The organism is Methylomonas sp. PHL2-19 (genome assembly GCF_059331595.1).
This window is the reverse complement of record NZ_CP196839.1, coordinates 2,371,836-2,394,441: the sequence shown is the minus strand read 5'-3', so window position 1 is coordinate 2,394,441 and position 22,606 is coordinate 2,371,836. Positions and strand designations below refer to the sequence as shown.

General features: G+C 50.6%; 24 protein-coding genes. 17 read left to right on the top strand and 7 right to left on the bottom strand.

Features of this window, described 5'->3' with window-relative positions; all coding sequences use genetic code 11:
- Positions 1 to 20: 20 nt before the first annotated feature.
- The 3 genes from ACR02O_RS11130 to ACR02O_RS11120 form a co-directional block, all read right to left on the bottom strand.
- Positions 21 to 716 carry a copper resistance protein B gene (locus ACR02O_RS11130; protein WP_458137173.1) on the bottom strand — a complete coding sequence of 232 codons (696 nt, stop codon included), beginning with the start codon at positions 714 to 716 and terminating at the stop codon, positions 21 to 23.
- On the bottom strand, positions 703 to 2,388 hold the full coding sequence (locus ACR02O_RS11125; RefSeq protein WP_458137172.1) for a copper resistance system multicopper oxidase: 1,686 nt from the start codon (positions 2,386 to 2,388) through the stop codon (positions 703 to 705). Before ACR02O_RS11125 ends, ACR02O_RS11130 begins: the two co-directional genes overlap by 14 nt.
- Positions 2,389 to 2,569: 181 nt before the next feature.
- Positions 2,570 to 2,977: a DUF2750 domain-containing protein gene (locus ACR02O_RS11120; RefSeq protein ID WP_240348278.1), complete on the bottom strand. Its 408-nt coding sequence runs from the start codon at positions 2,975 to 2,977 to the stop codon at positions 2,570 to 2,572.
- A gap of 255 nt (positions 2,978 to 3,232) precedes the next feature.
- Here ACR02O_RS11120 and ACR02O_RS11115 point away from each other — a divergent pair, with 255 nt between their 5' ends.
- Together ACR02O_RS11115 and ACR02O_RS11110 are read left to right on the top strand one after the other, a co-directional pair.
- Positions 3,233 to 3,496, top strand: coding sequence for an RNA recognition motif domain-containing protein (locus tag ACR02O_RS11115; RefSeq protein WP_033156691.1), 264 nt, complete (start codon positions 3,233 to 3,235; stop codon positions 3,494 to 3,496).
- Positions 3,489 to 3,722: a VF530 family protein gene (locus tag ACR02O_RS11110; RefSeq protein WP_458137171.1), complete on the top strand. Its 234-nt coding sequence runs from the start codon at positions 3,489 to 3,491 to the stop codon at positions 3,720 to 3,722. Before ACR02O_RS11115 ends, ACR02O_RS11110 begins: the two co-directional genes overlap by 8 nt.
- Before the next feature lie 134 nt (positions 3,723 to 3,856).
- Here the strand turns inward: ACR02O_RS11110 and ACR02O_RS11105 are convergent, their stop codons facing one another.
- Together ACR02O_RS11105 and ACR02O_RS11100 are read right to left on the bottom strand one after the other, a co-directional pair.
- Positions 3,857 to 4,666, bottom strand: coding sequence for a bestrophin-like domain (locus tag ACR02O_RS11105; RefSeq protein ID WP_494523393.1), 810 nt, complete (start codon positions 4,664 to 4,666; stop codon positions 3,857 to 3,859).
- Positions 4,667 to 4,965: 299 nt separating this feature from the next.
- Positions 4,966 to 5,868, bottom strand: a complete 903-nt coding sequence (locus ACR02O_RS11100) for a MerR family transcriptional regulator (protein ID WP_494523392.1) — start codon at positions 5,866 to 5,868, stop codon at positions 4,966 to 4,968.
- A 91-nt stretch (positions 5,869 to 5,959) separates the two neighbouring features.
- Here ACR02O_RS11100 and ACR02O_RS11095 point away from each other — a divergent pair, with 91 nt between their 5' ends.
- From ACR02O_RS11095 to ACR02O_RS11025, 15 genes are all read left to right on the top strand, one after another.
- Positions 5,960 to 7,219, top strand: a complete 1,260-nt coding sequence (locus tag ACR02O_RS11095) for a sigma-70 family RNA polymerase sigma factor (RefSeq protein ID WP_033156698.1) — start codon at positions 5,960 to 5,962, stop codon at positions 7,217 to 7,219.
- Positions 7,220 to 7,269: 50 nt separating this feature from the next.
- Positions 7,270 to 8,433 carry an FtsH protease activity modulator HflK gene (hflK, locus tag ACR02O_RS11090; protein WP_458137169.1) on the top strand — a complete coding sequence of 388 codons (1,164 nt, stop codon included), beginning with the start codon at positions 7,270 to 7,272 and terminating at the stop codon, positions 8,431 to 8,433.
- Positions 8,430 to 9,296: a protease modulator HflC gene (gene hflC, locus ACR02O_RS11085; RefSeq protein WP_033156700.1), complete on the top strand. Its 867-nt coding sequence runs from the start codon at positions 8,430 to 8,432 to the stop codon at positions 9,294 to 9,296. Before hflK ends, hflC begins: the two co-directional genes overlap by 4 nt.
- 17 nt (positions 9,297 to 9,313) lie before the next feature.
- Positions 9,314 to 11,218, top strand: coding sequence for an ATP-dependent zinc metalloprotease FtsH (ftsH, locus tag ACR02O_RS11080; RefSeq protein WP_494523391.1), 1,905 nt, complete (start codon positions 9,314 to 9,316; stop codon positions 11,216 to 11,218).
- 68 nt (positions 11,219 to 11,286) lie between these two features.
- Positions 11,287 to 11,706 carry a hypothetical protein gene (locus ACR02O_RS11075; RefSeq protein ID WP_240617960.1) on the top strand — a complete coding sequence of 140 codons (420 nt, stop codon included), beginning with the start codon at positions 11,287 to 11,289 and terminating at the stop codon, positions 11,704 to 11,706.
- A gap of 166 nt (positions 11,707 to 11,872) precedes the next feature.
- Positions 11,873 to 12,358 (top strand): SRPBCC family protein, encoded by a 486-nt coding sequence (locus tag ACR02O_RS11070; protein WP_205453956.1) that lies wholly within the window; start codon positions 11,873 to 11,875, stop codon positions 12,356 to 12,358.
- A 42-nt stretch (positions 12,359 to 12,400) separates the two neighbouring features.
- The gene (locus ACR02O_RS11065) at positions 12,401 to 12,856 is read left to right on the top strand and encodes a PAS domain-containing protein (RefSeq protein WP_101051876.1); all 456 of its coding nucleotides are present in this window, start codon (positions 12,401 to 12,403) and stop codon (positions 12,854 to 12,856) included.
- Between the two features lie 37 nt (positions 12,857 to 12,893).
- Entirely contained in the window at positions 12,894 to 13,724 is an 831-nt protein-coding gene (locus ACR02O_RS11060; protein WP_033156705.1) for a sterol desaturase family protein, read from the top strand.
- A 35-nt stretch (positions 13,725 to 13,759) separates the two neighbouring features.
- Entirely contained in the window at positions 13,760 to 14,716 is a 957-nt protein-coding gene (gene msrP / locus ACR02O_RS11055; RefSeq protein ID WP_494523390.1) for a protein-methionine-sulfoxide reductase catalytic subunit MsrP, read from the top strand.
- A 5-nt stretch (positions 14,717 to 14,721) separates the two neighbouring features.
- Positions 14,722 to 15,357: a protein-methionine-sulfoxide reductase heme-binding subunit MsrQ gene (msrQ, locus tag ACR02O_RS11050; protein WP_253734397.1), complete on the top strand. Its 636-nt coding sequence runs from the start codon at positions 14,722 to 14,724 to the stop codon at positions 15,355 to 15,357.
- A gap of 59 nt (positions 15,358 to 15,416) precedes the next feature.
- Positions 15,417 to 16,328, top strand: a complete 912-nt coding sequence (locus tag ACR02O_RS11045; protein WP_494523389.1) for a TIGR01777 family oxidoreductase — start codon at positions 15,417 to 15,419, stop codon at positions 16,326 to 16,328.
- A 20-nt stretch (positions 16,329 to 16,348) separates the two neighbouring features.
- The gene (locus tag ACR02O_RS11040) at positions 16,349 to 16,858 is read left to right on the top strand and encodes a hypothetical protein (RefSeq protein WP_171694852.1); all 510 of its coding nucleotides are present in this window, start codon (positions 16,349 to 16,351) and stop codon (positions 16,856 to 16,858) included.
- A 4-nt stretch (positions 16,859 to 16,862) separates the two neighbouring features.
- Positions 16,863 to 18,254: a cryptochrome/photolyase family protein gene (locus ACR02O_RS11035; RefSeq protein ID WP_494523388.1), complete on the top strand. Its 1,392-nt coding sequence runs from the start codon at positions 16,863 to 16,865 to the stop codon at positions 18,252 to 18,254.
- 3 nt (positions 18,255 to 18,257) lie between these two features.
- Entirely contained in the window at positions 18,258 to 18,776 is a 519-nt protein-coding gene (locus ACR02O_RS11030) for a lipocalin family protein (protein ID WP_101051869.1), read from the top strand.
- A gap of 11 nt (positions 18,777 to 18,787) precedes the next feature.
- Positions 18,788 to 19,729: a YbgA family protein gene (locus tag ACR02O_RS11025; protein ID WP_101051868.1), complete on the top strand. Its 942-nt coding sequence runs from the start codon at positions 18,788 to 18,790 to the stop codon at positions 19,727 to 19,729.
- Positions 19,730 to 19,732: 3 nt separating this feature from the next.
- On the opposite strand, the gene ACR02O_RS11020 is transcribed toward ACR02O_RS11025, so the two are convergent.
- Both ACR02O_RS11020 and ACR02O_RS11015 read right to left on the bottom strand, forming a co-directional pair.
- Positions 19,733 to 19,933, bottom strand: coding sequence for a hypothetical protein (locus ACR02O_RS11020; protein WP_101051867.1), 201 nt, complete (start codon positions 19,931 to 19,933; stop codon positions 19,733 to 19,735).
- Positions 19,934 to 20,107: 174 nt separating this feature from the next.
- Positions 20,108 to 22,606: a GGDEF domain-containing response regulator gene (locus ACR02O_RS11015; RefSeq protein ID WP_101051866.1), complete on the bottom strand. Its 2,499-nt coding sequence runs from the start codon at positions 22,604 to 22,606 to the stop codon at positions 20,108 to 20,110.

Below are 22,606 nucleotides of genomic sequence, written 5' to 3'. Positions count from 1 at the left end.
GTACGCAGATCCGCAACGCCTCAATACCACACTCGCACCCCCACTACACCTCGTAAACTGTGTTGGTGCTCGCGGAGTGATTCTTCCTCAACATAGTCCATACCCAGATAAGGCGCAAATTCGCGTTCGATCTCGTAACGCAAGCGAAAGCCGGCTTCAAACTCGGTGATACCCGCCTTGACGCCGCGATTTTTTATATCTTCTGCCGCTACATTCACTTCCACCCGCGGTTGCAGAATCAGGCGTTGGGTCAAGAGCATTTCGTAACCCAGCGTCAATCGCCCCAGCACGTTGCCTTTCTCGTTAATGAACATCGCACTGTCCACTTCAATAAAATACGGCGCCAGCCCTTGAAAGCCGATCACCGCATCAAACGTGCGCTCCGGTTCTATCGCCCGCCGCGCACCGATTTGAAAGTCCCAAAACGTGTCGATATTGCGACTGTATAGGATCTGTAAATCGGCGCGGCCAAAGATGTTTTGATCGGCGGAATAATCGCCTTCTGATTTCAACCACAGTTTATTTTCGTCGGTGCCGGTCCAGTTTTGCACGTCCCATTTGAACAGATGCAAGTCTTGATTACCTTCGTATTCCAATCTGTCGGCCTTGAAATGATTAAAAATCATCGAGCTATCGTGCGCAGTAGCAACGGAACAGAATAAGGCCAAGCAAAGCCAGGGATTGCGCGCACTGAACAGGGTATTAGGGATATTCATGCTCAGCCCTTTCCACGATCAATTTACGAAACATGCCGGTGTCCATGTGATACAGCAAATGACAATGAAAGGCCCACTCGCCTTCCGCGTCTGCCGGCACATCGACGCTGACCGTCTGGCCGGGCTTGACGTTGATCACATGTTTTTTCGGGTTGTACATGCCGTTACCATTGTCCAGGTACTGCCAAAGGCCGTGGATATGGATGGGATGGTTCATCATGGTTTCGTTCACGTACGTAAAACGAATTCGCTCGCCAAATTTGACCCGAATCGGCTCCGCATCTGCAAACTTGGTGTCGTCGAACGACCAGATATAGCGCTGCATATTGCCGGTTAGCCTGAGTTTGATTTCCCTGTCCGGCGGCCCCATTAGCACGTGATTGGGTTGCGTGGCGATTAACTGGCTATAGCTCAACGGTTTGGCGGTATCGCTGGCATCAGCCACTGGCATTGTGTGGCCAGCATGTAGATTTGACTGCGCCTCGGCAGTGGCATGCTGATGCCCGCTGTGCTCCATCATGGTGGAATCTTGTGTAAGCGAGTGCTCTGCGTGCGAGTGGCCAACTTCCGCAGCGACCGCGGATTCATCCGGTACCTGATGAGCAGAATGGCCGGCATGCTCGCCTCCCATGTCCGCCAAGGTCAACAAAGTCATGGGTCGCAGGCTGGGCGGATCGGCGAGCAGATCGGCGCGCGGCGACAACGTCGCACTGGCATAACCACTGCGATCCATCGCTTCGGCAAAAATACTGTAAGCCTGTTCGGTTTGCGGCTGAACCAATACATCATAAGTTTCCGCCACGGCAATCCGAAACTCCTCCACATCAACCGGCTTGACCGCCTGTCCGTCTGCGGCAATCACCGTCATTTTCAGACCCGGCAGACGCACATCAAAATGCGTCATTGCCGAAGCGTTGATAAAGCGCAAACGCACTGTTTCGCCCGGCTTGAACAGATAGTGCGGTTTCGCTTCCGCGGTTTGGCCGTTGATCAAAAACCGGTAATTGGCGCCGGTCACGTCGGCCAGATCGGTAGGCTCCATACGCATTTCGCCCCAGGCCAGCCGATCAGCTACGGTTTCCCAAAAACCCAAGCGCTGAATATCGACGAAGAAATCGCCCACTGTGCGCTGCTGAAAATTGTAATAGTCGCTTTGCTTTTTTAAGCGGGCCATGGTCCGCTCCGGGTCAGCAAGCGGCCAATCGGACAGCATCACCACATAATCGCGATCCACCGTTTGCTGCTCCTGTTGCGGGGCGATGATCAGCGCGCCAAACAAGCCCTGTTGCTCCTGCATGCCGGAATGGCCGTGATACCAGTAGGTGCCGCTTTGCTTGACTTTAAATTGATAGGTAAAAGTCTGGCCCGGCTCAATGCCGTCGAAACTGATGCCCGGCACGCCGTCCATTTGATATGGCAGAATGATGCCGTGCCAGTGAATTGAAGTGGATTCTTTGAGTAGATTAGTAACCTCTAAGGTCACGTCCTCGCCTTCCCGCCAATGCAAGGTGGGCGCCGGCAAGGCAGCGTCCGCCAGCACGGCCTGCTGGGTTTCGCCGATTAGATTGATCGATTTTTTCGAGATCGACAAACGATAAACATCGGCCTGCGTCAAGCTGGGTAGCATATTTGCCAGCACCAGCCATGCAAGAGCATATCTATCGACCCGCACCTTAAATTTCCTGCGCTCCTCATGTCCTGGACAGCCGAAATCGATTGCTTCAAGGGCCGGATTAACAAGGTGGGAAAATACCCAATAACGCATAACACCTCTAAAAACCGGTTAACAGGTGTTTACTCTAACATTTTTAAAAGAATCGATACTTCTGAGCGGCAACACTGGGATTACGGACTTAGTCGTCCAGCACAAAGTCGCGCGAATCGCGCATACCTTCCAGAAAACTAAACAAGCGTTGCGGACTGATCAGACAGCCGGCCGCCGCTTTTCGGGGCATGATTTCTACTAATACGCCCTGTGCGGTCAGCTTGTTCAAGATTTGGTACATGAAAAAATCCAGCGTTTCCGCCACGCCTATCATGTTTTCCCATTCGCCGACCGCCGCCTCGTCGGCGTAACGCCGGTACGGCCAGACCGGCAAGGTTTCGTGGCCGTCCACCACCCGCAAGATCCATTGCCGGCTTTCCTTCAAGCCCCAGACTTCGTCCATTTCGACGATGCGATACATAAAATATTCCAACAGATCTTCGTCGCTCATGGATTGAGCCGCATCATATTCTTCTTGGTAGGGTTCGTAGCGCATAGTACCGATCCGGTAATGGAAAACCACTTTGCAGCAATAATCGCACCACGCTAATCGGCCACCATTTAGCCCGCCAAACTCGGCGAATTGTCGGGTTTGCGCACAAAAAAGCCCTATCGCCGCGCGTTGACTAAGCGATTGATTGTCGCGTAAACGACAAAACCTCAAGCAATTGCCGCACAGGGCGTATTTAGCAAAAAAGCCTAATCCGATAAGTTGTATAGTTGCGGGCCTTTAGCATAAACAAGTAAACCTATGAAATTACTGATACGCAATCTTCCCCGCACCACCACCGAAGCCGAATTGCGGGCCATGTTCGCGGCACACGGCAGCGTGCAGTCCTGTTCGCTGGTGATGGACAAAGACACTCACAGCTCGAAAGGTTTTGGCTTTGTAGAGATGCCCAAAGCCGGCGAAGCCAAGGCCGCCATCAAAACCCTGAATGGTCTGGAAATGGACGGCAACCGGATTCGCGTGAAAAAGGCCGAAACCAACGCTGGCGAAGCTGCCGATGACTAAAACCGGCAAGCAAGATCCATTGCATGGCATCACGCTGGAAAACCTGCTGAACCGTTTGGTAGAAAAATACGGCTGGGCAGAATTGGCCAGCCATATCGACATCAACTGCTTTGCCAAAGACCCCAGTATTAGTTCCAGTCTGAAGTTTTTGCGTAAAACGCCGTGGGCGAGGCAAAAGGTTGAGGCGCTTTATTTGCAGAGTTCGTGGACAAAAACTCAAGATTAGCGCGCTATGCGGATGCGGCCTTATTGGCCCAGGGCAACCAGACGTGCAAGTCTTTGTGGTTAAAAACGATTGCCGGCGACGCGACCATACTGATGGACCGGGAAACCTGGAAAGTATCCTGCTGTTAAAAACTGCTAACGCCGGCTCTCGGCACCGCCATCATCGCGAATAGCAGTCTGTAAATCGATCATGCTCTGCTGGCTTACCCGGATTACGCCCCGATACGGCCGGTCCAAATCCAGAATAATGAACACCATGACCACAATCAGCCAGACCATGATGTAAGTGACGAACGATGTGCGATGTCCGGCCAGACCGTTGGTATAACCCACCAATGCTCCGCTCATGACAAAGGTGACGTACAACAGGGCCAGCACCAACTCGGGTACATGCCGCTTCACCTCGGCATCGCGTTTGCCAAAATTATCGATCAAATCGTTCAAGGCGGGGATAAACAAACCGGTGGTCACCGGACTGGGTGCCTGTTCATTCACTTGCCGGGCGTAATCCCAAAGCTTCGTTTGCATGCGTCCGGCCTCCGCGATCAGCGCTTCCCTCTGCCCACGCTGAGTGAGATCGACAGTGCCGGTTCTTACCCGCAAATCCAGGTAGTTGCGTATTAAGCTGCTGACTTCTGCACTGACCGGCTTCGGCAATAATTGCGCGCGCAAATAAGCAGTGCCGATAGCATTGGCTTCGTCGACCACCGCCTCGCTGCGACTATCGTAGCGCTGTAAGGACAAGGAGAAGGTAAACCCCAGCAGCAATGCCAGAATGCCGAGTAAAGACCCGGAGATCGAATTGACATGGGCTTTGAAATTATCATCCACCTTAGGGTTAATTTTTAAACCCAAGCGATAACCCAGTTCGATAGTGAGCGCCATTGATCCCAGCAACACACAGGCGATCAGTAAACTATCGATGTCGTAAGTAATCTCGTTCATGATTTGAATTGGCAAAAGCAACTGACAGGAAATTTGGGCAAACTTGCCGTGGCTTGATTATGGAGGACAGGTGAAAATTTGTCATTCCGGCATATGCCGGAAGCGCAAAGTTCTTCAGCTATTAATTCGGCCTTGTTTCACACGGGTACACCGTTGTTGGGGCTGAATCTGTCGACGCCTGATCTGACATGTCTTTCGACAAGGCTCTCCTGAGCGCAGCCGAAAGACTCAGAGATTAAGGCCCAAGCCAAGCTCGGTAAGCAGCCTCGCGAGTCCGCTGCCCGAGTTTAACCTATCATTCAGTTGGACAACTGCTGTTGCTGGGCCTTGGCGTTGAAATGATCAATATCGGTAATCAACTCGCAGTGGCTTAAATCATTTTGCAATTGCGTGTAATAAAAATAAGCGCCGCTGCCGCCCAACCATACCTGGGTGGGCTCACTGCTGACCGAATCTATGATCAGCTGTACTTCGTCAAGGGTCACTTGCTCCGGCGGCGTCTTGACCAAGCCCATGACTATGACGTCCGGCTTCAAATGCTGACAAGCCTCGATAATATCTTTGGCTGGCAGATCGGCACCCAAGTAGTAACAGTTGTATCCCTGGTTAGCGGCAATTAGGCAGCTCACCAATATGCCAAACTCGTGCGGATCGCCGCTCGGCGTGGCGAACAGCATGCCCGGATTGTTTTTTGAGTGGTGGTGCAAATTGTTGACCATGCTCAACACAATCCGCTTGATACAGCTGGAAAACATGTGTTCCTGGGCGATGTTCAACTTTCCGTCATGCCAAAGTTCGCCCACTGTTTGCAAGGCAGGCAACAAAATGTCTCTGGCGTAGTCCAAGGGCTCGGCAGCAATCAGAGCCTTCTTCAGCAACTGTTCGCAGCGTTCGATTCTGTATTGCTTCAACGAATCGATGATCTGCACCAATAGCGGCGATTGTTCTTTCGCCGGTTGTACGCTGACTTGCTTCTGAAAGTCTTGTAGTTGCTGGTTGTCCAAGGTCGCCAGCTTGCCGATAGGATGGCCCTTTCGGGTCAGATTGACCAATAGCGTCAATTTTTCCAAATCCTGTTGCGAATAGAAACGCCGACCCGTGCTGTTCCGCGCCGGCATGATGCAGGCGTAGCGACGTTCCCAGGCTCTTAGTGTTTCCGCTGTTAATCCGGTTAAGGAGGTAATCGCTTTAATTGAGTACATTGTTCAACTTTTGTATAGAAAATACTTTGACAAACATTCTACATTCTAGTAAGTTATTTGCCAACAACTTAAATAACCAAGTGAATTGATTATGTCCAACTTAGCCGCATTGCCAATTGATAGCGAGATGGATTCGATAACAGAATCCCAACCTAACTCACTTGCCGTTCAAGTTGAACAGGCCAGGCAGAATCTGTTAGCGTTATTGCTTGAGAACAAGCAAACCAACGCCTTGATAATTAACAGGTTCTTGCACGACCTTGATTCGGGAGTGGACTCCTCGGATCTGATATTAGCCAAGAACTCGGAAGACTATAAAAGGCTACTGCAGTTACTGGTCAATACCGAGACAGCCAACAGACCCCATCAACTTGCTTGGGGTGAGAATAACGGACAGGGCAAAGTTGTACAAGCCGAGAATGTTGTACAACTTATGGGTTCGGAGTTTGCCCAGCAATCCCTGATCGCCCGTTCAGTCAATCGCTTGTTGTACAGCCTGCACTTGTTACCGGTATTTTTGTTGGACAGTGCGGCGCAAGCAGAGAGCATATTGACCACGGACACAGAAGACGGCGCAGATTTCAAAAAACGCTTGGGCAAAGCCAAACGGGAATTAAGAAGCTTGCGCCAGGAAATGATCTCCGCCAACACCGGCTTGGTGGCGTTCGTGGCGCACAAGTACAAAACCAGTAACCTGAGCTTTGAAGATTTGATGCAGGAAGGCTTGGTGGGCTTGATCAAAGCAGTAGACAGATTCGACCCGGATCGCGGCATCTGCTTTTCCACTTACGCTATTTATTGGATAAGACAGGCCATATCCCGTCTGATCGTCAAACAAGAAAAAATTGTGCGTTTGCCGGTCGCCTTGGCCGAAAAAGCCGCCACCGTATTCGAAGCTATGCGTAGTTGCTACCTTAGATATGAGCGCTGGCCGAGCATCGCAGAATTAAAACTGGCTTGCGATTTATCCGAGCAAGAGATTAAAACCATCAGCAGCTACTATCAGGCCACGCATTCTTTGGATGCGTCTATAGGAGATGATGACGATAACCTGGAATTGATGGCAAAAATGCAGCAGCATCAATTCAGTCTGCCACTCGATGAACTAATTGATCAGGATCTGGCTCAATATGTCGACAAAGCAGTTGCTTCGCTACCTGAAAAACAGGCGGCGATTTTAACCATGCGTTTCGGTCTGCGCGATCACACGGAAATGACCTTGCAGGCAGTAGCGGATCAGCTGCATGTTACTCGGGAGAGAGTCAGGCAAATTCAAAATGAAGCATTAAAAAAACTGAAACAACAATTTGGCTTTGACCTTATGCTATTTCTCGAACCCAAGGACGGCTAACAATAACAATCATTGACCCAGGTCAGGCTAACACTACAAGAGGAGTGATTATGTCATCAGAAAAACAAAACACCAGTAAGCAAACGCCGCAGTCCGACTGGAAGTTGGAATTGGATAAGCAGTGGAAGCACGTCTCTACCAAAGCGGGCGACTTCTTCAACGATCATAAGAGTATGTTTTCGTTAACCAACATCGCTGCAGCGGTGGGTGGCACGTTGACCGTCGTCTGGCTGGCCAGCGGCGTTTACATCGTGGACCAAGGCAATCGAGGCGTGGTAAGCCGCTTTGGCGCTTACACGGAAACCACCCTACCCGGCCCACATTGGCATATTCCCGCGCCTATCGAAAGCGTCGCCAATGTCAACGTAGAGCAACAACGGTTTATCGAAGTGGGCTATACCGACGCCAGCCGGGTGAACAAATCATCTGTGATTCCACAGGAATCGCTAATGCTGACCGCCGACGAAAACATCATTACCGTGCGTCTGGCTGTGCAGTATCAAATTAATAACGCTCGCGACTACTTATTTAACGTCAAAAACAACGAAAACACGTTGAAACAACTGACTGAAAGCGTGGAGCGGGCGGTGATCGGCCGCAACAATATGGACTTCGTGTTAACCGAAGGCCGTAGCCAAATCGTCGCCGAGATCAAAGAACAAATCCAGGAAGCAATGGATGCTTACAAAGCCGGCATCAGCATTGCCAGTGTCAACTTGCAGGATGCACAACCACCCGAAGAAGTGCAAGGCGCCTTTGAAGACGCGATTCGGGCCAGGGAAGACAAGCAACGCCTGATAAACGAAGCCGAAGCCTACGCTAACGAAGTGATTCCGAAAGCGCGCGGCGCCGCATCCCGGATTATTCAGGAAGCGGAAGCTTACGAAGCCGAGAAAGTCGCCAAAGCCAAAGGCGAAACCGAGCGTTTCGATCAATTGCTGGTGGAATACGAAAAAAGCCCAGCCATCACCCGCAAGCGTTTGTACCTGGAAGCCAAAGAAAAGCTGTACAGCAGCACCAATAAAATCATGCTGAACGAAGATCAATCCAGCCCGATGATGTATATGCCCTTGCCGCAAACCATGACTCAACATGCGCAGCCCGCTGCCAGCCATACGGAACCGGAAGTCAGCGCAGAACCACACAACGTTGACAAAAACGGCGTTCGTAAATCAACCGGCAACGAATTACGCCCTAGCAGGAGCAAACCATGAGCAGCAAAACCACCCAAGTTTTAATTCCGGCCGGTTTGACCCTGTGTGTACTGGCCTATATGTCGGTTTTTTACGTCAAAGAAAACGAAAAAGCCATTCTGTTTCGCCTCGGGGAAATGGTCACGTCCGACTACACCCCCGGGCTACATTTCAAGACCCCCATCATCAATAACGTCAGTACATTTGATGCGCGTGTGCTGACCTTGGATGCCAAATCCGAGCGTTTTCTTACCTCCGAGAAGAAGAACGTTATTGTTGACTCATTCGTCAAATGGCGAATCGGTGATGTGGGTCTCTTTTACACCACGGTCGGCGGCGACGAGTTTCAAGCCAATCTGCGCCTGGACCAAATCATGAAAGACGCCATGCGTAGCGAGTTCGGTGTACGGACCATCAAGCAATTGATCTCCGAAGACCGCAACGAACTAAGGCAAACCTTGCTGGCTAAATTAGCGCCGGCCGCCGAAAAGTTCGGCATTGAATTGATCGACATTCGCGTCAAACGCATCGATCTGCCGCCGGAAGTCAGCAGCTCGGTATATCAACGGATGCGCGCCGAACGCGAGCGGGTCGCCAGAGAATTCCGTTCGCAAGGTGCCGAAAGCGCCGAGCAAATCAGCGCGGAAGCCGATAAGCAAAAACACGTGATAGTTGCCAATGCCCAGCGCGATGCGGAAAGCATTCGCGGTCGCGGTGATGCGCAATCCGCGGAAATTTACGCAAAAAGCTACGGTAAAAACCCCGAGTTCTATGCGTTCTACCGCAGCTTGCAGGCATACCAAACCTCATTTGAAAAAACTCAGGATACTTTGGTGTTAAAACCAAACTCCGACTTTTTCAAATACTTCTCCAGCGAAAAGTAAGTTAGGAGACAGCTATCATGAAAAAAATGTTCATTTTTATCACCATCCTGCTCGTAGCAGGGTTGGTGGTGTCGGCGGTGATGAACCGCAACATGCCCCAATACGATCCGCATTATGAAATTTCGTACTCCGACTTTATCGAAGACGTGCGTAATAAAGTGGTCACGGAAGTGGTGATAGACGGCAACTACGTTGACGGCCAACGCCAGAACGGCACACGCTTTGCCACTTACAACCCCAACGACTCCCGGATGATCGACGAGTTGCTGGAATACGGCGTGAAAATCAAAGTCGAGAAGCCCCAACAACCCTCCACTTTGATGAACATCCTTATCTCTTGGGCGCCTACCCTGCTGCTGATCATGGTGCTGGTGTATTTCATGCGCAAGCAGGCAGCGATGGGCGGCCGCGACGGCCAGATGGGTTTCGGTAAAAGCCGAGCCAAGTTGATGGCTGAAGACCAGATCAAGGTGCGCTTCACCGACGTGGCCGGCGTGGAAGAAGCCAAGGAAGACGTCGTGGAGATGGTCGACTTTCTAAAAGATCCGGGCAAGTACGAAGCATTAGGCGGCAAAATTCCGCGCGGGGTGTTGATGGTGGGCCCTCCGGGTACCGGTAAAACCTTGTTAGCTAGAGCGATTGCGGGCGAAGCTGGCGTACCGTTCTTCTCCATCTCGGGTTCCGATTTCGTGGAAATGTTCGTCGGTGTCGGTGCCTCTAGGGTCAGAGACATGTTCGAACAAGCCAAAAAGCGCGCACCCTGCATCATATTTATCGATGAAATCGATGCAGTCGGCCGGCAACGGGGCGGCAGCGGTATCGGCGGCGGTAACGACGAACGCGAACAAACGCTCAACCAATTGCTGGTGGAAATGGACGGTTTCAGCGGCAATGAAGGCATCATCGTCATCGCCGCTACCAACCGCGCTGACGTGCTCGATAAGGCTTTGTTGAGACCGGGCCGTTTCGACCGTCAAGTCCAAGTCGGTTTGCCGGACATCAAAGGCCGCGAGCAAATTTTAAGAGTGCACGGTGCCAAAGTCCCGCTGGCCGAAGATGTGAACATCAACGACCTGGCTCGCGGCACACCCGGATTTTCCGGTGCCGAATTGGCCAACCTGATCAATGAAGGCGCTTTGTTTGCTGCTCGTAACAAAAAGCGCGTCGTGACCATGAACGATTTGGATAAAGCCCGCGACAAAATGATTATGGGCGTGGAAAAGCGCACCATGGTCATGACCAAGGAAGACTTGTTGATGACGGCTTACCACGAAGCCGGCCACGCCATCGTCGGCCGCAACGTGCCCGAGCATGATCCTGTGTATAAGGTCAGCATCATGCCGCGCGGCGGCGCATTGGGCATCACCATGTTTTTGCCGGAGCGCGACCAATACAGTGCCTCCAAGGATAAGTTGGAAAGCCAGATCGCCAGTTTGTTCGGTGGCCGGGTAGCGGAAGCCTTGATTTACGGTAAAAACAAGGTCACCACCGGCGCTTCCAACGACATCATGCGGGCTACGCAATTGGCTAGAAACATGGTCACCAAGTGGGGTTTATCAGACCGTTTAGGCCCGATGGATTACGGAGATAGCGAAGGCGGCTATATGGGCCCGCAGTCCAAACCAATGTCCGAAAAGATGGCCCAAACTATTGATGAAGAAGTTCGGGCGGTGATCGATGCTAACTACAACCGCGCCGAAGCTATTCTGAAAGAAAACATCGAAGTGTTGCACAACATGGCTCAAGCCTTAATGGATTGGGAAACCATCGATAAGTATCAGATTGACGAACTGTTACAAGGTAAAAAACTTGCGCCACCGGAACCCGAAGTAGAAGAACCCAAATCGTTTGAAGAGATTGAAGACTCAATAAACGAAGAAACCGGTGGTCACCTGGATCAAGGACAAATATTGGCGTCCTAAAAGTCCTCCTCTATGTACCCTCCAAACGCTGTACTCCTGGAGGGTATCTTTTTTTCAGAGGTAGCAATATGCATACTCAATCGATAACCACAAAAACCATGAATTTCCTGCAATTGTTGTTGCAGATTAATTTTAATGTAGCGGTGATTTTATTATTGATCAGCGGTGCAGCCACCATATTCGGCAATACCCTGTTTTTTGAAGATAGCAGCGACTTGTACGGTCCATTGGCAAACAATATGCGGTTAATGATGTTTTATTTGTGCTTAATCCAAATCGCAGCGTACAGTTTTTATAAATTAAGCAACAGCCCGGAAGCATTGGCGGCGTTAGGGGTTTTTCTGCTGCTATTAATTGGCTCTCTGGAGTTTTACTGCTCGATTAATCAAATTGAAATCGACGAAAACTACCGACAATTATTTATTTATTCGGGCTTATCGCACCTGCTTTATGGCGGCTGCGCGGCCATGCGCCACCAGCAAAACTAGAGATTGGTAATTTTTCGTTAGAAAGCGGGCTAGAATTAGACATAAAAAGCCGAAGCGCCTGACGGTGATTTAATTGCACAGATTTAAATACCGTTTTATTGGCTTTACGTGTCCAGAAAAATAATAACAACGCTGAGCAGAAAGCTCCGCGAGGGGGGAACATCAAATGCACATCAAATTTCCGTTTGACTCACACAAGCCCATTGCCGGCGAGGCCTGCATCGATATAGACAAACCTGTCGACGATGTTTTTCATTATGTTGGTGAAAATTTTTTTGAAAACTATCCGAAATGGGCTGTGGAAGTAGTCGATTTTGAACCTCTCGACGGCAAGGAAGTATTCATCGGCGCCAAGGCCAAGCAAATTCGTAACGACAACAACGGCGAAATAGAATCGGTTTTTGAAATTACTGAATATCAACCCAAATCCAAACTGATCTTTCAAGGATTGACCCAACCTTACAAGCATAGCTATCTGCTCGAAGCCATTCAAGAAGATCGTCAACCTACCCGCTTGACGTTTCGTTTTGAGTTCTTGGAGTTGGAGGTATTTATGCGGCCTTTTGAAAAATTAATTCGTTGCGCGATCGAAGACGGTGCGGAAAACACCGTCGAAAACATCAGAAATTTAATATTAGTAGAATGCAACTAGCATTTACAAACTCATAATTATTATAAAACCCGGAGTTTAACCATGGCTTTTATTGTTGAAAAAGATAGCGGACTGATTCCGCAAGTACTTTCCGCTATTTTGGACGAATGCGTCAACGGCGTAACGCTAGCCGACCCTGACATTGAAGACGCGCCGATTATCTATGCCAATAAGGCATTTGAACGTTTAACCGGATACAGTCATGACGAGATCATCGGCCACAACTGCCGGTTTTTGCAAGGTGAAGACAGAGAGCAAGATGCGCGGTTTAAAATTGTGGAGGCCATGAAAAACCACGAAACAGTGGAAGTCACCTTAAGAAACTATAAAAAAGACGGCACTTTATTCCACAATCATTTGAAAATAACCCCGCTATTGGATAAGAAAAATAGAGTCATTTATTATTTAGGCGTGCAATACGACATTACCCAACAAATAAATGCCAATAACGAAATAAAGGAATTGACAAATTTATTAAACGCTATCCAAGGAAATTAAAAACTGTTCGATAAATAGTTCATTATTGGGGACTTCCATGAACACCACTGCAAATAGCCAAGGCGACAGTAGCCTGTTTTTTAACGAAGCCTTATTCGGATTAGCGATACTGGCTTTCGTGTTGTTGCTGGTCATAGAAAAAACCAAACCTTATCGGCCATTCCCGGCCAAAACCTATAAAGAGTCGTTTGTCACCAATACTACGGCTTTCCTGGTCAACAATTTAATTTTAACCGCGCTTAGAGCCTCATCCTTATTTCTGGTAGCGCAACAATTCGCCAGTTACGGCTTATTAAGCGGCCTGAGTAACGGGCCGCTTAAATGGATTCTGGCGTTTGCATTTTTCGATCTGGCCATTTACCTGTGGCATTACGCCAGCCATCGGTCCGAGTACTTATGGCGCTTTCATAAAATTCACCACAGCGATAAATGCTTTAACGTTTCCACCGGTTTTAGATTTCATGTTTTCGATTTATTTCTGGAAATAATTTACAAATGTATATTCGTGGTAGTAATCGGCGTGGATGCTTATCTAGTGCTTTCCATCGAAATTATCGAGTTATTTTTCATCTTTTTTCATCACGGCAACATTCGCGTCCCCAACGAAACCGCCATATCCCAAATTATTATCACCCCTTCCCTGCACCGCACTCACCATTCCACTTTGCGTTCGGAACATGACAGCAATTACGGCATAGTGCTGGCGATTTGGGATCGGATGTTTGGTACCCGCAAGGAACTGGTACCCGCTAATATAGGATTGGACTTGATTGAAGCCGAGAATTTTATTCAATTGTTTTCTCTGGCATTTATTACCGAACGTAAAATCCGCCAATTGATGGGCTGGATTCCGAAAGGCAAAAAATAGTGGGACTTCTTCTATAAGTTACCGGTAATCAAGCCATGATTATAAAAACAATAAAAAATATTCCCGGCAGTGAAATTACCGATCCCCTGGTTTTTCAGCAACGCCGTACCCTCATCAAAGCGATGGCGGCGATGATGCTGACCGGCACCAGCATCCGCACCGGCTGGGCCGACGACTCAAAACCGATTTGGAGCGCCGTACCCAAAAGCCCGTTCTCAGCACCTGAATTAGTGGTGACGCCGGCGGCAGCCGCAAAAAATTACAATAACTACTACGAATTGGCCTTCAACAAAGAAGACCCCGCCAGTCTGGCCCAAAGCCTGCGCATAGATCCCTGGTCCGTGGAGATCGGCGGTGAAGTGGAAAAACCCGGTACCTACCAGTTGGAAGATATTCTGAGCAGGCACACCTTACAGGAATACATCTATCGTTTCCGGTGCGTCGAAGCATGGTCCATGGTAGTGCCCTGGGTGGGCTTTGCGCTGGGCGATTTGCTGAAAGCCGCCAAGCCTTTATCAAACGCCAAATTCGTAAAGCTCACCTCGATTCAACAACCGGACACCATGCCCAAGCAACGCGGCAAGGCCATGCTGGACTGGCCCTATGTCGAAGGTTTGCGTATCGACGAAGCCATGCATCCCTTGACCATACTGGCGGTGGGTATGTATGGCGATATTTTACCCAAGCAAAACGGCGCGCCGCTGCGTTTGGTAGTGCCCTGGAAATACGGCTTTAAAAGCATCAAGGCCGTCGTGAAAATAGAACTGCTGAGAAGACCGCCCATTAGCAGTTGGAACAAGTTTGCCCCCAACGAATACGGCTTTTACGCCAACGTCAATCCGGACGTACCGCATCCGCGTTGGAGCCAAAATAGCGAGCGGCTATTGGGCAGCGGCTTTTTTACCCCGCGTCGGCAAACCGAATTATTTAACGGTTACGGCGAACAGGTCGCTCACCTGTATCGTGATATGGATTTGAGGCATTTTTTCTAATGATTATGCCAATTAATAATTTGCGGCCTTTAACTATCGCGGTTTCCATTATTCCGCTACTTTGGATAGTGTTCGATATTGCCTTCGATAATCTGGGCCCAAATCAAATGCAGGCATTGCATATTCGTTTAGGCGATTGGGCCTTGCGATTTCTATGGATAACCTTAGCCATTACTCCCGTGCAAACTGTCACAAAATGGCGCGGCATGACTGAGTATCGGCAACTATTCGGTTTATTCGCTTTTTTTTACGCCAGTCTACACGTCCTGGTTTATTTAGCGGTAGACCAGGTTTTTGCCTGGCGAATGATCGGTATCGATATTCTCGAAAGCTCGTATATCTGGTTTGGATTAATTGCCTATATCATTGTTTTTTCATTGGGGATTACCTCTTCCAAAGCATCCAAAAAACTCTTGGGCAAAAGCTGGAAAAAACTGCATCGATTTATTTACATAGCAGCCGGTGCGGCAATGATTCATTATTTCTGGCAGCTTAAAGGTAACCTGGCCGAGCCTTTATTCTATTTGCTCCTGATATTTATGCTGCTGGGTTTTCGCGCAGTAATCTGGATTAAAAACAAACAGTTAAATCAAATGATGATTCCAAAAGGCCGCACTTCCATCGATACCGAAGCCGATTAAGCCAGCAATCCCATAGTCGGCGATGCAGTTGGTTGTCAGTAGTTTCCGGAGCAGAACTTATGAATACAAATTCGATTTTAATCAGCGGCGGCACCGGCTTCCTGGGCAGCGCTCTGACCAAACAGCTTATACAAAAAGGCTATGTAGTGACTGTCCTGAGTCGTAGCCGCGAAAAAGTCGCCGCTACTTTCGGCAACAGCGTGCAAGCGGTCAGTTCCGTAGCCGATTTACCGGATGCCGCCACGTTTAAAGCGGTAGTCAATTTGGCGGGCGCCGGTATTTTCGACCAACGCTGGACGGAGGCGCGCAAGCAGTTGCTGCGCGATAGCCGGATTAAACTGACCGAGCAGTTGGTGGCCTGGATAGCCTCCTCCGCGCAGCCCGCGCCTGTGCTGGTAAGCGGTTCGGCTATCGGCATCTACGGCGATCAAGGCGATAAGTTCCTCACTGAAAATAGCGCAAGCATTGCCGATTTTTCCCAGCAGTTGTGCGCGGATTGGGAATCGGCAGCCTTAGCGGCGGAAAAATTCGGCAGTCGGGTCTGCCTGATACGCACCGGCTTGGTGCTGGGTGATAATGGTGGCATACTGAAACGCATGTTGTTACCGTTTCGCTTGGGATTAGGCGGCCGCATGGGAAATGGCAAGCAATGGATGTCCTGGATTCATCTACACGACTGGTTGGCTATCGTCGAAGCGATGCTAGATCAACCGGCAATGCGCGGCCCCTACAATGCCACTGCCCCAGAACCGGTCAGCAACCAACAATTCAGCGCCAGCTTGGCCAGCGTACTTCAGCGGCCACTGCTCCTGCCGCTGCCGGAAGCGTCCCTTAAATTATTGCTGGGCGAAATGGCGGCGCTAGTCTTGGGCAGCCAGCGCGTTCTGCCGGAGCGGTTACTGGCCCAGGGCTTTGCATTTAAATATTCACAGCTGGATACCGCATTGCGCGATATTTTGCATAAACCCTAGATATAAAAACGGGCATTCTTATGTTGATCGACAGTCTTTCCCTGCTATTTGCCTTTACCTCGTTCGTCACCTGGTACGAAGCGCTGTTGGTCGCGCTGGCATTGGGCACGCTGGTATTTTATCTGACGCCCTCACCCGCCCAGGAATGGGAAGAACGCACGCCGGCCACGCTGTATTTTTACCTGCAATGGAGCTGGCTGGGTTATCTGCGCTTAAAAGATGCGTTCTACCCGTTTTTTATCCTGTACAACGCCGTATTGTTTTTCATCGACTACCGAATTAACGAAGGCAACTTCACCGTCGCCAGCTGGGTGACCATCCATATTATTATGGCCATGCCGCTGATTTACTGGACCGGCGCCGTGTGGCGTTGCTCCGACAAAGGCGCCAGCAGAGTTTGGGCCGCCTTGGCGCGCCTGATGACGGTAGCGGCATATTTCGATTTGCTGCTGCGCTGGGTGATTTATCAGTATTACCCCAATATTCTGTTTAATTGCCAACAAATGATTATTCATTGGGGCGACTGTTGAGCCGATGGCCAAAAAAACCTACAAAACCTCGCTGTTCATTTTCCGCCGCGATTTACGCCTGGAAGATAACACCGCTCTGAACGCCGCACTAAACCAGTCCGGGCAAGTCATTGCCTGCTTTATCTTCGATCCCCGGCAAATCCAAACCCATCCTTACCAAAGCACGCCGGGCTTGCAATTCATGCTGGAGTCGCTGAGCGATTTGCAGCAACAACTGCAACAGCAAGGCGCCCTGCTGTACATTTTCAACGCTCAGCCGGCGCATCTGCTCCAGCCTTTGCAGCAGGACTTAGGCATCGAAGCGGTATTTGTCAATCGCGACTACAGCCCGTTCAGCCGGCAACGGGACAACGAGCTGCGCGAACAATGCGAAACACTGCATCTGGCTTTTCACAGCCAAGCCGATTTGCTGCTGACCGAACCCGAGCAAGGGTTAAGAAGCAACGGCAAGCCTTATCAAGTATTCACCGCGTTTCACCGGCAAGCCCGGCTCCAGCCGGTATCGGCTCCGCAAGGCTTGGCAGCGGGTAAACTATCGGCAAAAGCCTATGCCGGACACAAACCGGAAGTAATACAGCAACTGCAACAGCCGCACCACAATGCATTGCCCGGTGGCAGGCAAGCGGCGTTGGCGCGATTAGCCATCATTGGCAACTGCAAAAACTACCTTGCCGTTCGCGATTTTCCGGCCATGGCCGCCACCAGCCAGCTCTCGGCCTATTTAAAATTCGGCTGTTGCTCGGTACGCGAGGCTTTTTACAGCATCCAAGCCGAACTCGATCCCGACCATCCCTTGCTCCGGCAGTTGTATTGGCGGGATTTTTTCACCCATATCGGCTTTCATTTTCCGCATGTATTCGGTCACGCCTTTGATAGACGTTACGACGGTTTGCTGTGGCGCAACGGCCAAGAGGATTTTTGGGCCTGGGCCAACGGCCAAACCGGCTTCCCGATTGTGGACGCGGCCATGCGCGAATTGAACCAGACCGGCTGGATGCATAACCGCTTGCGGATGATCGTCGCATCGTTTTTGGTCAAGGATTTACACGTATCCTGGCGCTGGGGCGAGCGCTATTTCGCGCAACGCTTGCTGGATTACGACCCTTGCGTCAACAACGGCAACTGGCAATGGGCGGCTTCCACCGGCTGCGATGCGCAACCGTATTTCCGGATATTCAATCCCTGGCTACAGCAGAAAAAATTCGATCCGCAATGTGCGTATATCAAGACCTGGATTCCGGAGTTGCAACGCTTCCCGGCAGAAGTCATCCACAAATGGGAAAAGCATCCGCAAGCCGGTGATTACCCTCGGCCAAGAGTTGACCACGGCTTACAAAGCCAGCTAATCAAAGCCCAATTCAAAGCCCTGGGCAATACCACGGCGCCAGCGGCGTAAACCATGCGTTATCTACCCATACTGTTATTCAGCTTGCTATACGCCTGCACCGGCATTCCTGAAGGCATCAAAGTGATAGACGGCTTCGAATTGGAACGCTATCTGGGCACCTGGTACGAAATCGCCCGCCTCGATCACAGCTTCGAGCGCGGCCTGACCGACATCAGCGCCGAATACAGCCTGCGCGATGACGGCGGCGTCAAAGTGTTAAACAGCGGCTACGACGCCGAGCAAGGCCAACGAAAAACCGCCGAAGGCAAAGCTTATTTTATCGACAAACCAGACATCGGCCGCCTGAAAGTGTCCTTCTTCGGGCCGTTTTACGGGGCGTATAACATCATCGCCCTGGATAAAACCGCTTACCGCTATGTGATGATCGCTGGCCCGGATCGCGATTATTTATGGATACTGGCCCGCAGCCCGGAGTTGGAACCGAGCATCCAAAAAGATTTAATAGAACAAGCCAAAACCCTGGGTTTTGCCACTGATAAACTGATTTTTGACCAACACCCCAAGCAATAACAGGATTAAGCATGCAGAAAATTTCGGTGGGCATCAGCGCCTGTTTGTTAGGCCAAGAAGTACGCTACGACGGCGCGCATAAGTATCACAGCTACATCGAACGCACGCTGGGCCAATACTTCGAATTTAGAGCGTTCTGTCCGGAAGTCGAAGCCGGTTTGGGCATCCCCCGCCCCTGCGTACAGTTGCGGGAAACCCCGGACGGCATTCGTTGCGTCGGCGTGAAGGATCATAGTTTCGACGTGACGGAACGCTTGAAACAGGCCTCCGCCCGGCAACACGATTGGCTGGGCGGCTTGTGCGGCTACATTCTGAAAAAAGATTCGCCCAGCTGTGGCATGACCCGCGTCAAAATTTATAAAAACGACATCCCCGCGCGGCAAGGCACCGGCATTTTTGCCGACTATTTACAGCGCACTTTCCCTAGCCTGCCGGTGGAAGAAGAAGGCCGGCTGGGTGATCCGGGCCTGCGGGAAAACTTTATCCAGCGCGTGTTTGTGATGCGCCGCTGGCGCGACTTATGCGAGCAGGGTTTAACAGCGCATGGTTTGATTACCTTTCACAGCCGGCATAAATTGATCGCGATGAGCCACGAGCAAAACCAGGCCCGCGAGCTGGGAAGAATTATTGCCGGCGTCACTAACGCAGACATTGAAAACACCGCCGCTGCCTATATCGGAGCCTTGATGACTTGTCTGAAAATCGTCGCCACCCGCGGCAACCATGTCAATGTCTTGCAACACATCCAGGGCTATTTAAAGCACAAGCTGGACAGCGACGACAAACAGGAACTGGTGGAAACCATCGAAAACTATCGAATCGGTTTATTGCCGCTGATCGTGCCGCTCACCCTGCTCCGCCATCATTTCCGCAGAGAGCCGGATGACTTTATCGACAACTCCTATTACATGCTGCCGCATCCGGCGGAACTGTCGTTGCTGAACAGTATTTAGCCGCTATTGCAGTTGCTCCCGCTCGCGCTGATAGGCGTCGTAACTTTGCCGCCGTTCACAATCGTTAGCCATGGCTTTTTGGCACTGCAATTGTCCGGCGTTCTGCAGCACATGATAGCCAAGCCGCTGCGGCCAGTCCGCACTGCAAGCGCTGCACAAGCCCAACACCCAGGGCACACAGCTTATGGCTTTGATTCTTCGCATAATCCCGCCTCCACATCCTCTGTATAAAAGACCCCTAGTTTAATCCTTGCCGCAAAAACGGTGGTGCCTGTCAGCAAACAGTCATTGACGAGATATTGGAACTGCTGCCTCACCCAAGACAGCTCTACCCCTAAATCATCTTTACAAGTTACCGGTTTTTGTTAAATTTTAATTTCAAGGTTGATCGTTTGAGGTATTCGGAAGGTAGGTCTTAAAACCGGAATTAATAAAATCCTGTTGAAATTGTTCCGCACTCACGGGTCTGCTAAACATGTAGCCCTGCAGCGAATCGCATTTTTGCTCAGTTAGAAAGGATAATTGACCCTTGGTTTCCACCCCTTCGACCACGACCGACAAGTTAAGCTCATGGGCCAGAGCGGTGATGGCCCTGACAAGGGTTTTACTGCCGTCGTCGCCAGGCAGATCAATCACAAAGGATCGATCTATTTTGACGCTTTGTATCGGAAATCGGCGCAGGTAGGTCAAGCTGGAATAACCTGTACCAAAATCGTCGATGCTGAGCCGCACCCCAAGCCCTTGAAATTGATGCAATACCTGCAGCGTGTTCTCGGGATCCTGCATAATTGCCGATTCGGTGATTTCGAGTTCCAGGGCGCTGGGATTAAGGCCGGTTTCGGCCAAGGTTCGTTTTACTGTTTGAAACAGGTTGGTATCGAGGAATTGGCGCGCCGATACGTTCACCGCTACACCGCCGAACGGCCCATCATTTTCAATCCAGGTTTTGGCTTGTAAACAGGCCTCACGCAACACCCAGGCACCAATAGGCACGATCAGTCCGGTTTCTTCCGCCACGGTAATGAATCGGTCCGGATACACCAAGCCCCATTCCGGATGCTGCCAACGCACCAGCGCTTCCGCGCTAACCACCACGCCGCTGCCGGTACAGACCTGAGGCTGATAATGCAGCCGTAATTCATCATGGGCTAAGGCATGCCTCAGACCCCGTTCCACCTTCATGCGTTCGATCGATTTTTCGGTCATTTCCAGGGTATAAAACTGAAAGTTATTTTTACCGCGGTCCTTGGCCAAATACATGGCCGTGTCGGCGTTCATTAACAGCGAATGGCTGTCCTTGCCGTCGTCGGGATGAATACTGATACCAATGCTGGCGGTGACCACAAGATCATTGCCTTCCAAGGTAAACGGCTGGGTGAGGATGTCCAGGGTCTTTTGGGCAATTCTGGCCACATCGTCGATTTGATTGATGTCACTCAACAACACGATAAACTCGTCACCGCCCAACCGAGCCAGAATATCGTTCGAGCGCACCGAGGCTCTCAGGCGGTCGCTGACGGCTTGCAGCAATAAATCGCCCAAGCGGTGGCCCAGCGTATCGTTGATCAACTTGAAGCGATCCAAATCAAGATACATCACGGCCAATTTACGGTTATGTCTTAGACCGGTGGATAATGCTTGAGTAAGGCGGTTATGAAACTGGTCGCGATTCAGTAGCCCGGTCAAGGGGTCGTGATTGGCCAGATAGATCAATTGCTGTTCGGCGTATTTACGGTTGGAAATATTCTGAATTTGCACAATGAAATACTGCGGCTCGCCGCCGGCAGTGCGAACCAGCGAGGCGCTGATCATAGTCCAAATGGTCTTGCCGACCATTTTATGAAGGCACTCCACCTCAATCTGAAACGTCGGCAGTACGTCGGTTACCAATTGCCGCAAGTAAAGGTTTATTACTTTATCATGATGGTCTGCATGCGTGAGTATTTGCAGATTGGAGCCCAGCAACTCATCCCGCGTGTAACCAAAAATTTCACAGAGGGCATTATTGACTTGCAGGAAACTACCGTCCAGGGCTATCAGTGCCATGCCGATGGCGGCCAATTCGAATGAGCTATGGAAACGTTCTTCACTTTCCCGCAGTAAATGTTCCATTTGCCGACGGGCGGTGATGTCCCGAAATACCATCACAGCACCCAACAAGGTTCCATCGTCATCGAGTATCGGGGCGGCGCCGTCGTCCACCGGAATTTCCATTCCTGACTGACTAACGAACAAAGTGGGGCAATCAATGCCGGTCACGGTCCGATTCTGTAATGTACTGAGGACCGGGTTTTCAATGACACTGCGGCTCGACTCAGCTATCAGCGTCATGAGTTCGCTGACCCGTTTACCTTTGGCCTGTTCCAGACTGTGTTCCGTTATCGTTTCGGCCACCGGATTCATAAACCGGATGACCCCTTCAGCGTCGGTGGCAATGACGGCGTCACTGATACAGTGCAGGGTTTTGCCAAACCACTGTTCGCTCTCCTTCAGCTTGCGTTCCAGCTGATACTTATACAACGCGACTTCGATAGAAGCATGCAGTTCATCCGGGCGGAACGGCTTGATCAAATAGCCGTATGCGCCTGTGGCTTTCGCGCGCAACAAGGTAGCCGGGTCGCTATAAGCCGTCAGAAAAATCACGGGAATATGCAGAGACTCCGTGATGGCATGCGCCGCGCTAATGCCGTCCATCTCACCTTTCAACACAATATCCATCATGACTAAATCGGGCTTATGCTCATTGGCCAGCGTAATGGCTTGGCCTCCCGAAAAAGCAGTCGCGACCACCTCATAGCCGAAACCTTCCAACTGCCTACGAATATCCATGGCAATAATGCCTTCATCCTCGACGATCATAATTCTACTGGCTAACAT

Coding starts and splice junctions, on each gene's coding strand:
- msrP (WP_494523390.1), top strand. CDS start 13,760: ATGATTATAAAAACAATAAAAAATATTCCCGGCAGTGAAATTACCGAT.
- ACR02O_RS11065 (WP_101051876.1), top strand. CDS start 12,401: ATGGCTTTTATTGTTGAAAAAGATAGCGGACTGATTCCGCAAGTACTT.
- hflC (WP_033156700.1), top strand. CDS start 8,430: ATGAGCAGCAAAACCACCCAAGTTTTAATTCCGGCCGGTTTGACCCTG.
- ACR02O_RS11045 (WP_494523389.1), top strand. CDS start 15,417: ATGAATACAAATTCGATTTTAATCAGCGGCGGCACCGGCTTCCTGGGC.
- ftsH (WP_494523391.1), top strand. CDS start 9,314: ATGAAAAAAATGTTCATTTTTATCACCATCCTGCTCGTAGCAGGGTTG.
- ACR02O_RS11110 (WP_458137171.1), top strand. CDS start 3,489: ATGACTAAAACCGGCAAGCAAGATCCATTGCATGGCATCACGCTGGAA.
- ACR02O_RS11115 (WP_033156691.1), top strand. CDS start 3,233: ATGAAATTACTGATACGCAATCTTCCCCGCACCACCACCGAAGCCGAA.
- ACR02O_RS11120 (WP_240348278.1), bottom strand. CDS start 2,977: ATGCGCTACGAACCCTACCAAGAAGAATATGATGCGGCTCAATCCATG.
- ACR02O_RS11075 (WP_240617960.1), top strand. CDS start 11,287: ATGCATACTCAATCGATAACCACAAAAACCATGAATTTCCTGCAATTG.
- ACR02O_RS11040 (WP_171694852.1), top strand. CDS start 16,349: ATGTTGATCGACAGTCTTTCCCTGCTATTTGCCTTTACCTCGTTCGTC.
- ACR02O_RS11100 (WP_494523392.1), bottom strand. CDS start 5,868: ATGTACTCAATTAAAGCGATTACCTCCTTAACCGGATTAACAGCGGAA.
- ACR02O_RS11070 (WP_205453956.1), top strand. CDS start 11,873: ATGCACATCAAATTTCCGTTTGACTCACACAAGCCCATTGCCGGCGAG.
- ACR02O_RS11020 (WP_101051867.1), bottom strand. CDS start 19,933: ATGCGAAGAATCAAAGCCATAAGCTGTGTGCCCTGGGTGTTGGGCTTG.
- msrQ (WP_253734397.1), top strand. CDS start 14,722: ATGCCAATTAATAATTTGCGGCCTTTAACTATCGCGGTTTCCATTATT.
- ACR02O_RS11035 (WP_494523388.1), top strand. CDS start 16,863: ATGGCCAAAAAAACCTACAAAACCTCGCTGTTCATTTTCCGCCGCGAT.
- ACR02O_RS11025 (WP_101051868.1), top strand. CDS start 18,788: ATGCAGAAAATTTCGGTGGGCATCAGCGCCTGTTTGTTAGGCCAAGAA.
- ACR02O_RS11030 (WP_101051869.1), top strand. CDS start 18,258: ATGCGTTATCTACCCATACTGTTATTCAGCTTGCTATACGCCTGCACC.
- ACR02O_RS11130 (WP_458137173.1), bottom strand. CDS start 716: ATGAATATCCCTAATACCCTGTTCAGTGCGCGCAATCCCTGGCTTTGC.
- ACR02O_RS11105 (WP_494523393.1), bottom strand. CDS start 4,666: ATGAACGAGATTACTTACGACATCGATAGTTTACTGATCGCCTGTGTG.
- ACR02O_RS11060 (WP_033156705.1), top strand. CDS start 12,894: ATGAACACCACTGCAAATAGCCAAGGCGACAGTAGCCTGTTTTTTAAC.
- ACR02O_RS11095 (WP_033156698.1), top strand. CDS start 5,960: ATGTCCAACTTAGCCGCATTGCCAATTGATAGCGAGATGGATTCGATA.
- hflK (WP_458137169.1), top strand. CDS start 7,270: ATGTCATCAGAAAAACAAAACACCAGTAAGCAAACGCCGCAGTCCGAC.
- ACR02O_RS11015 (WP_101051866.1), bottom strand. CDS start 22,606: ATGTTAGCCAGTAGAATTATGATCGTCGAGGATGAAGGCATTATTGCC.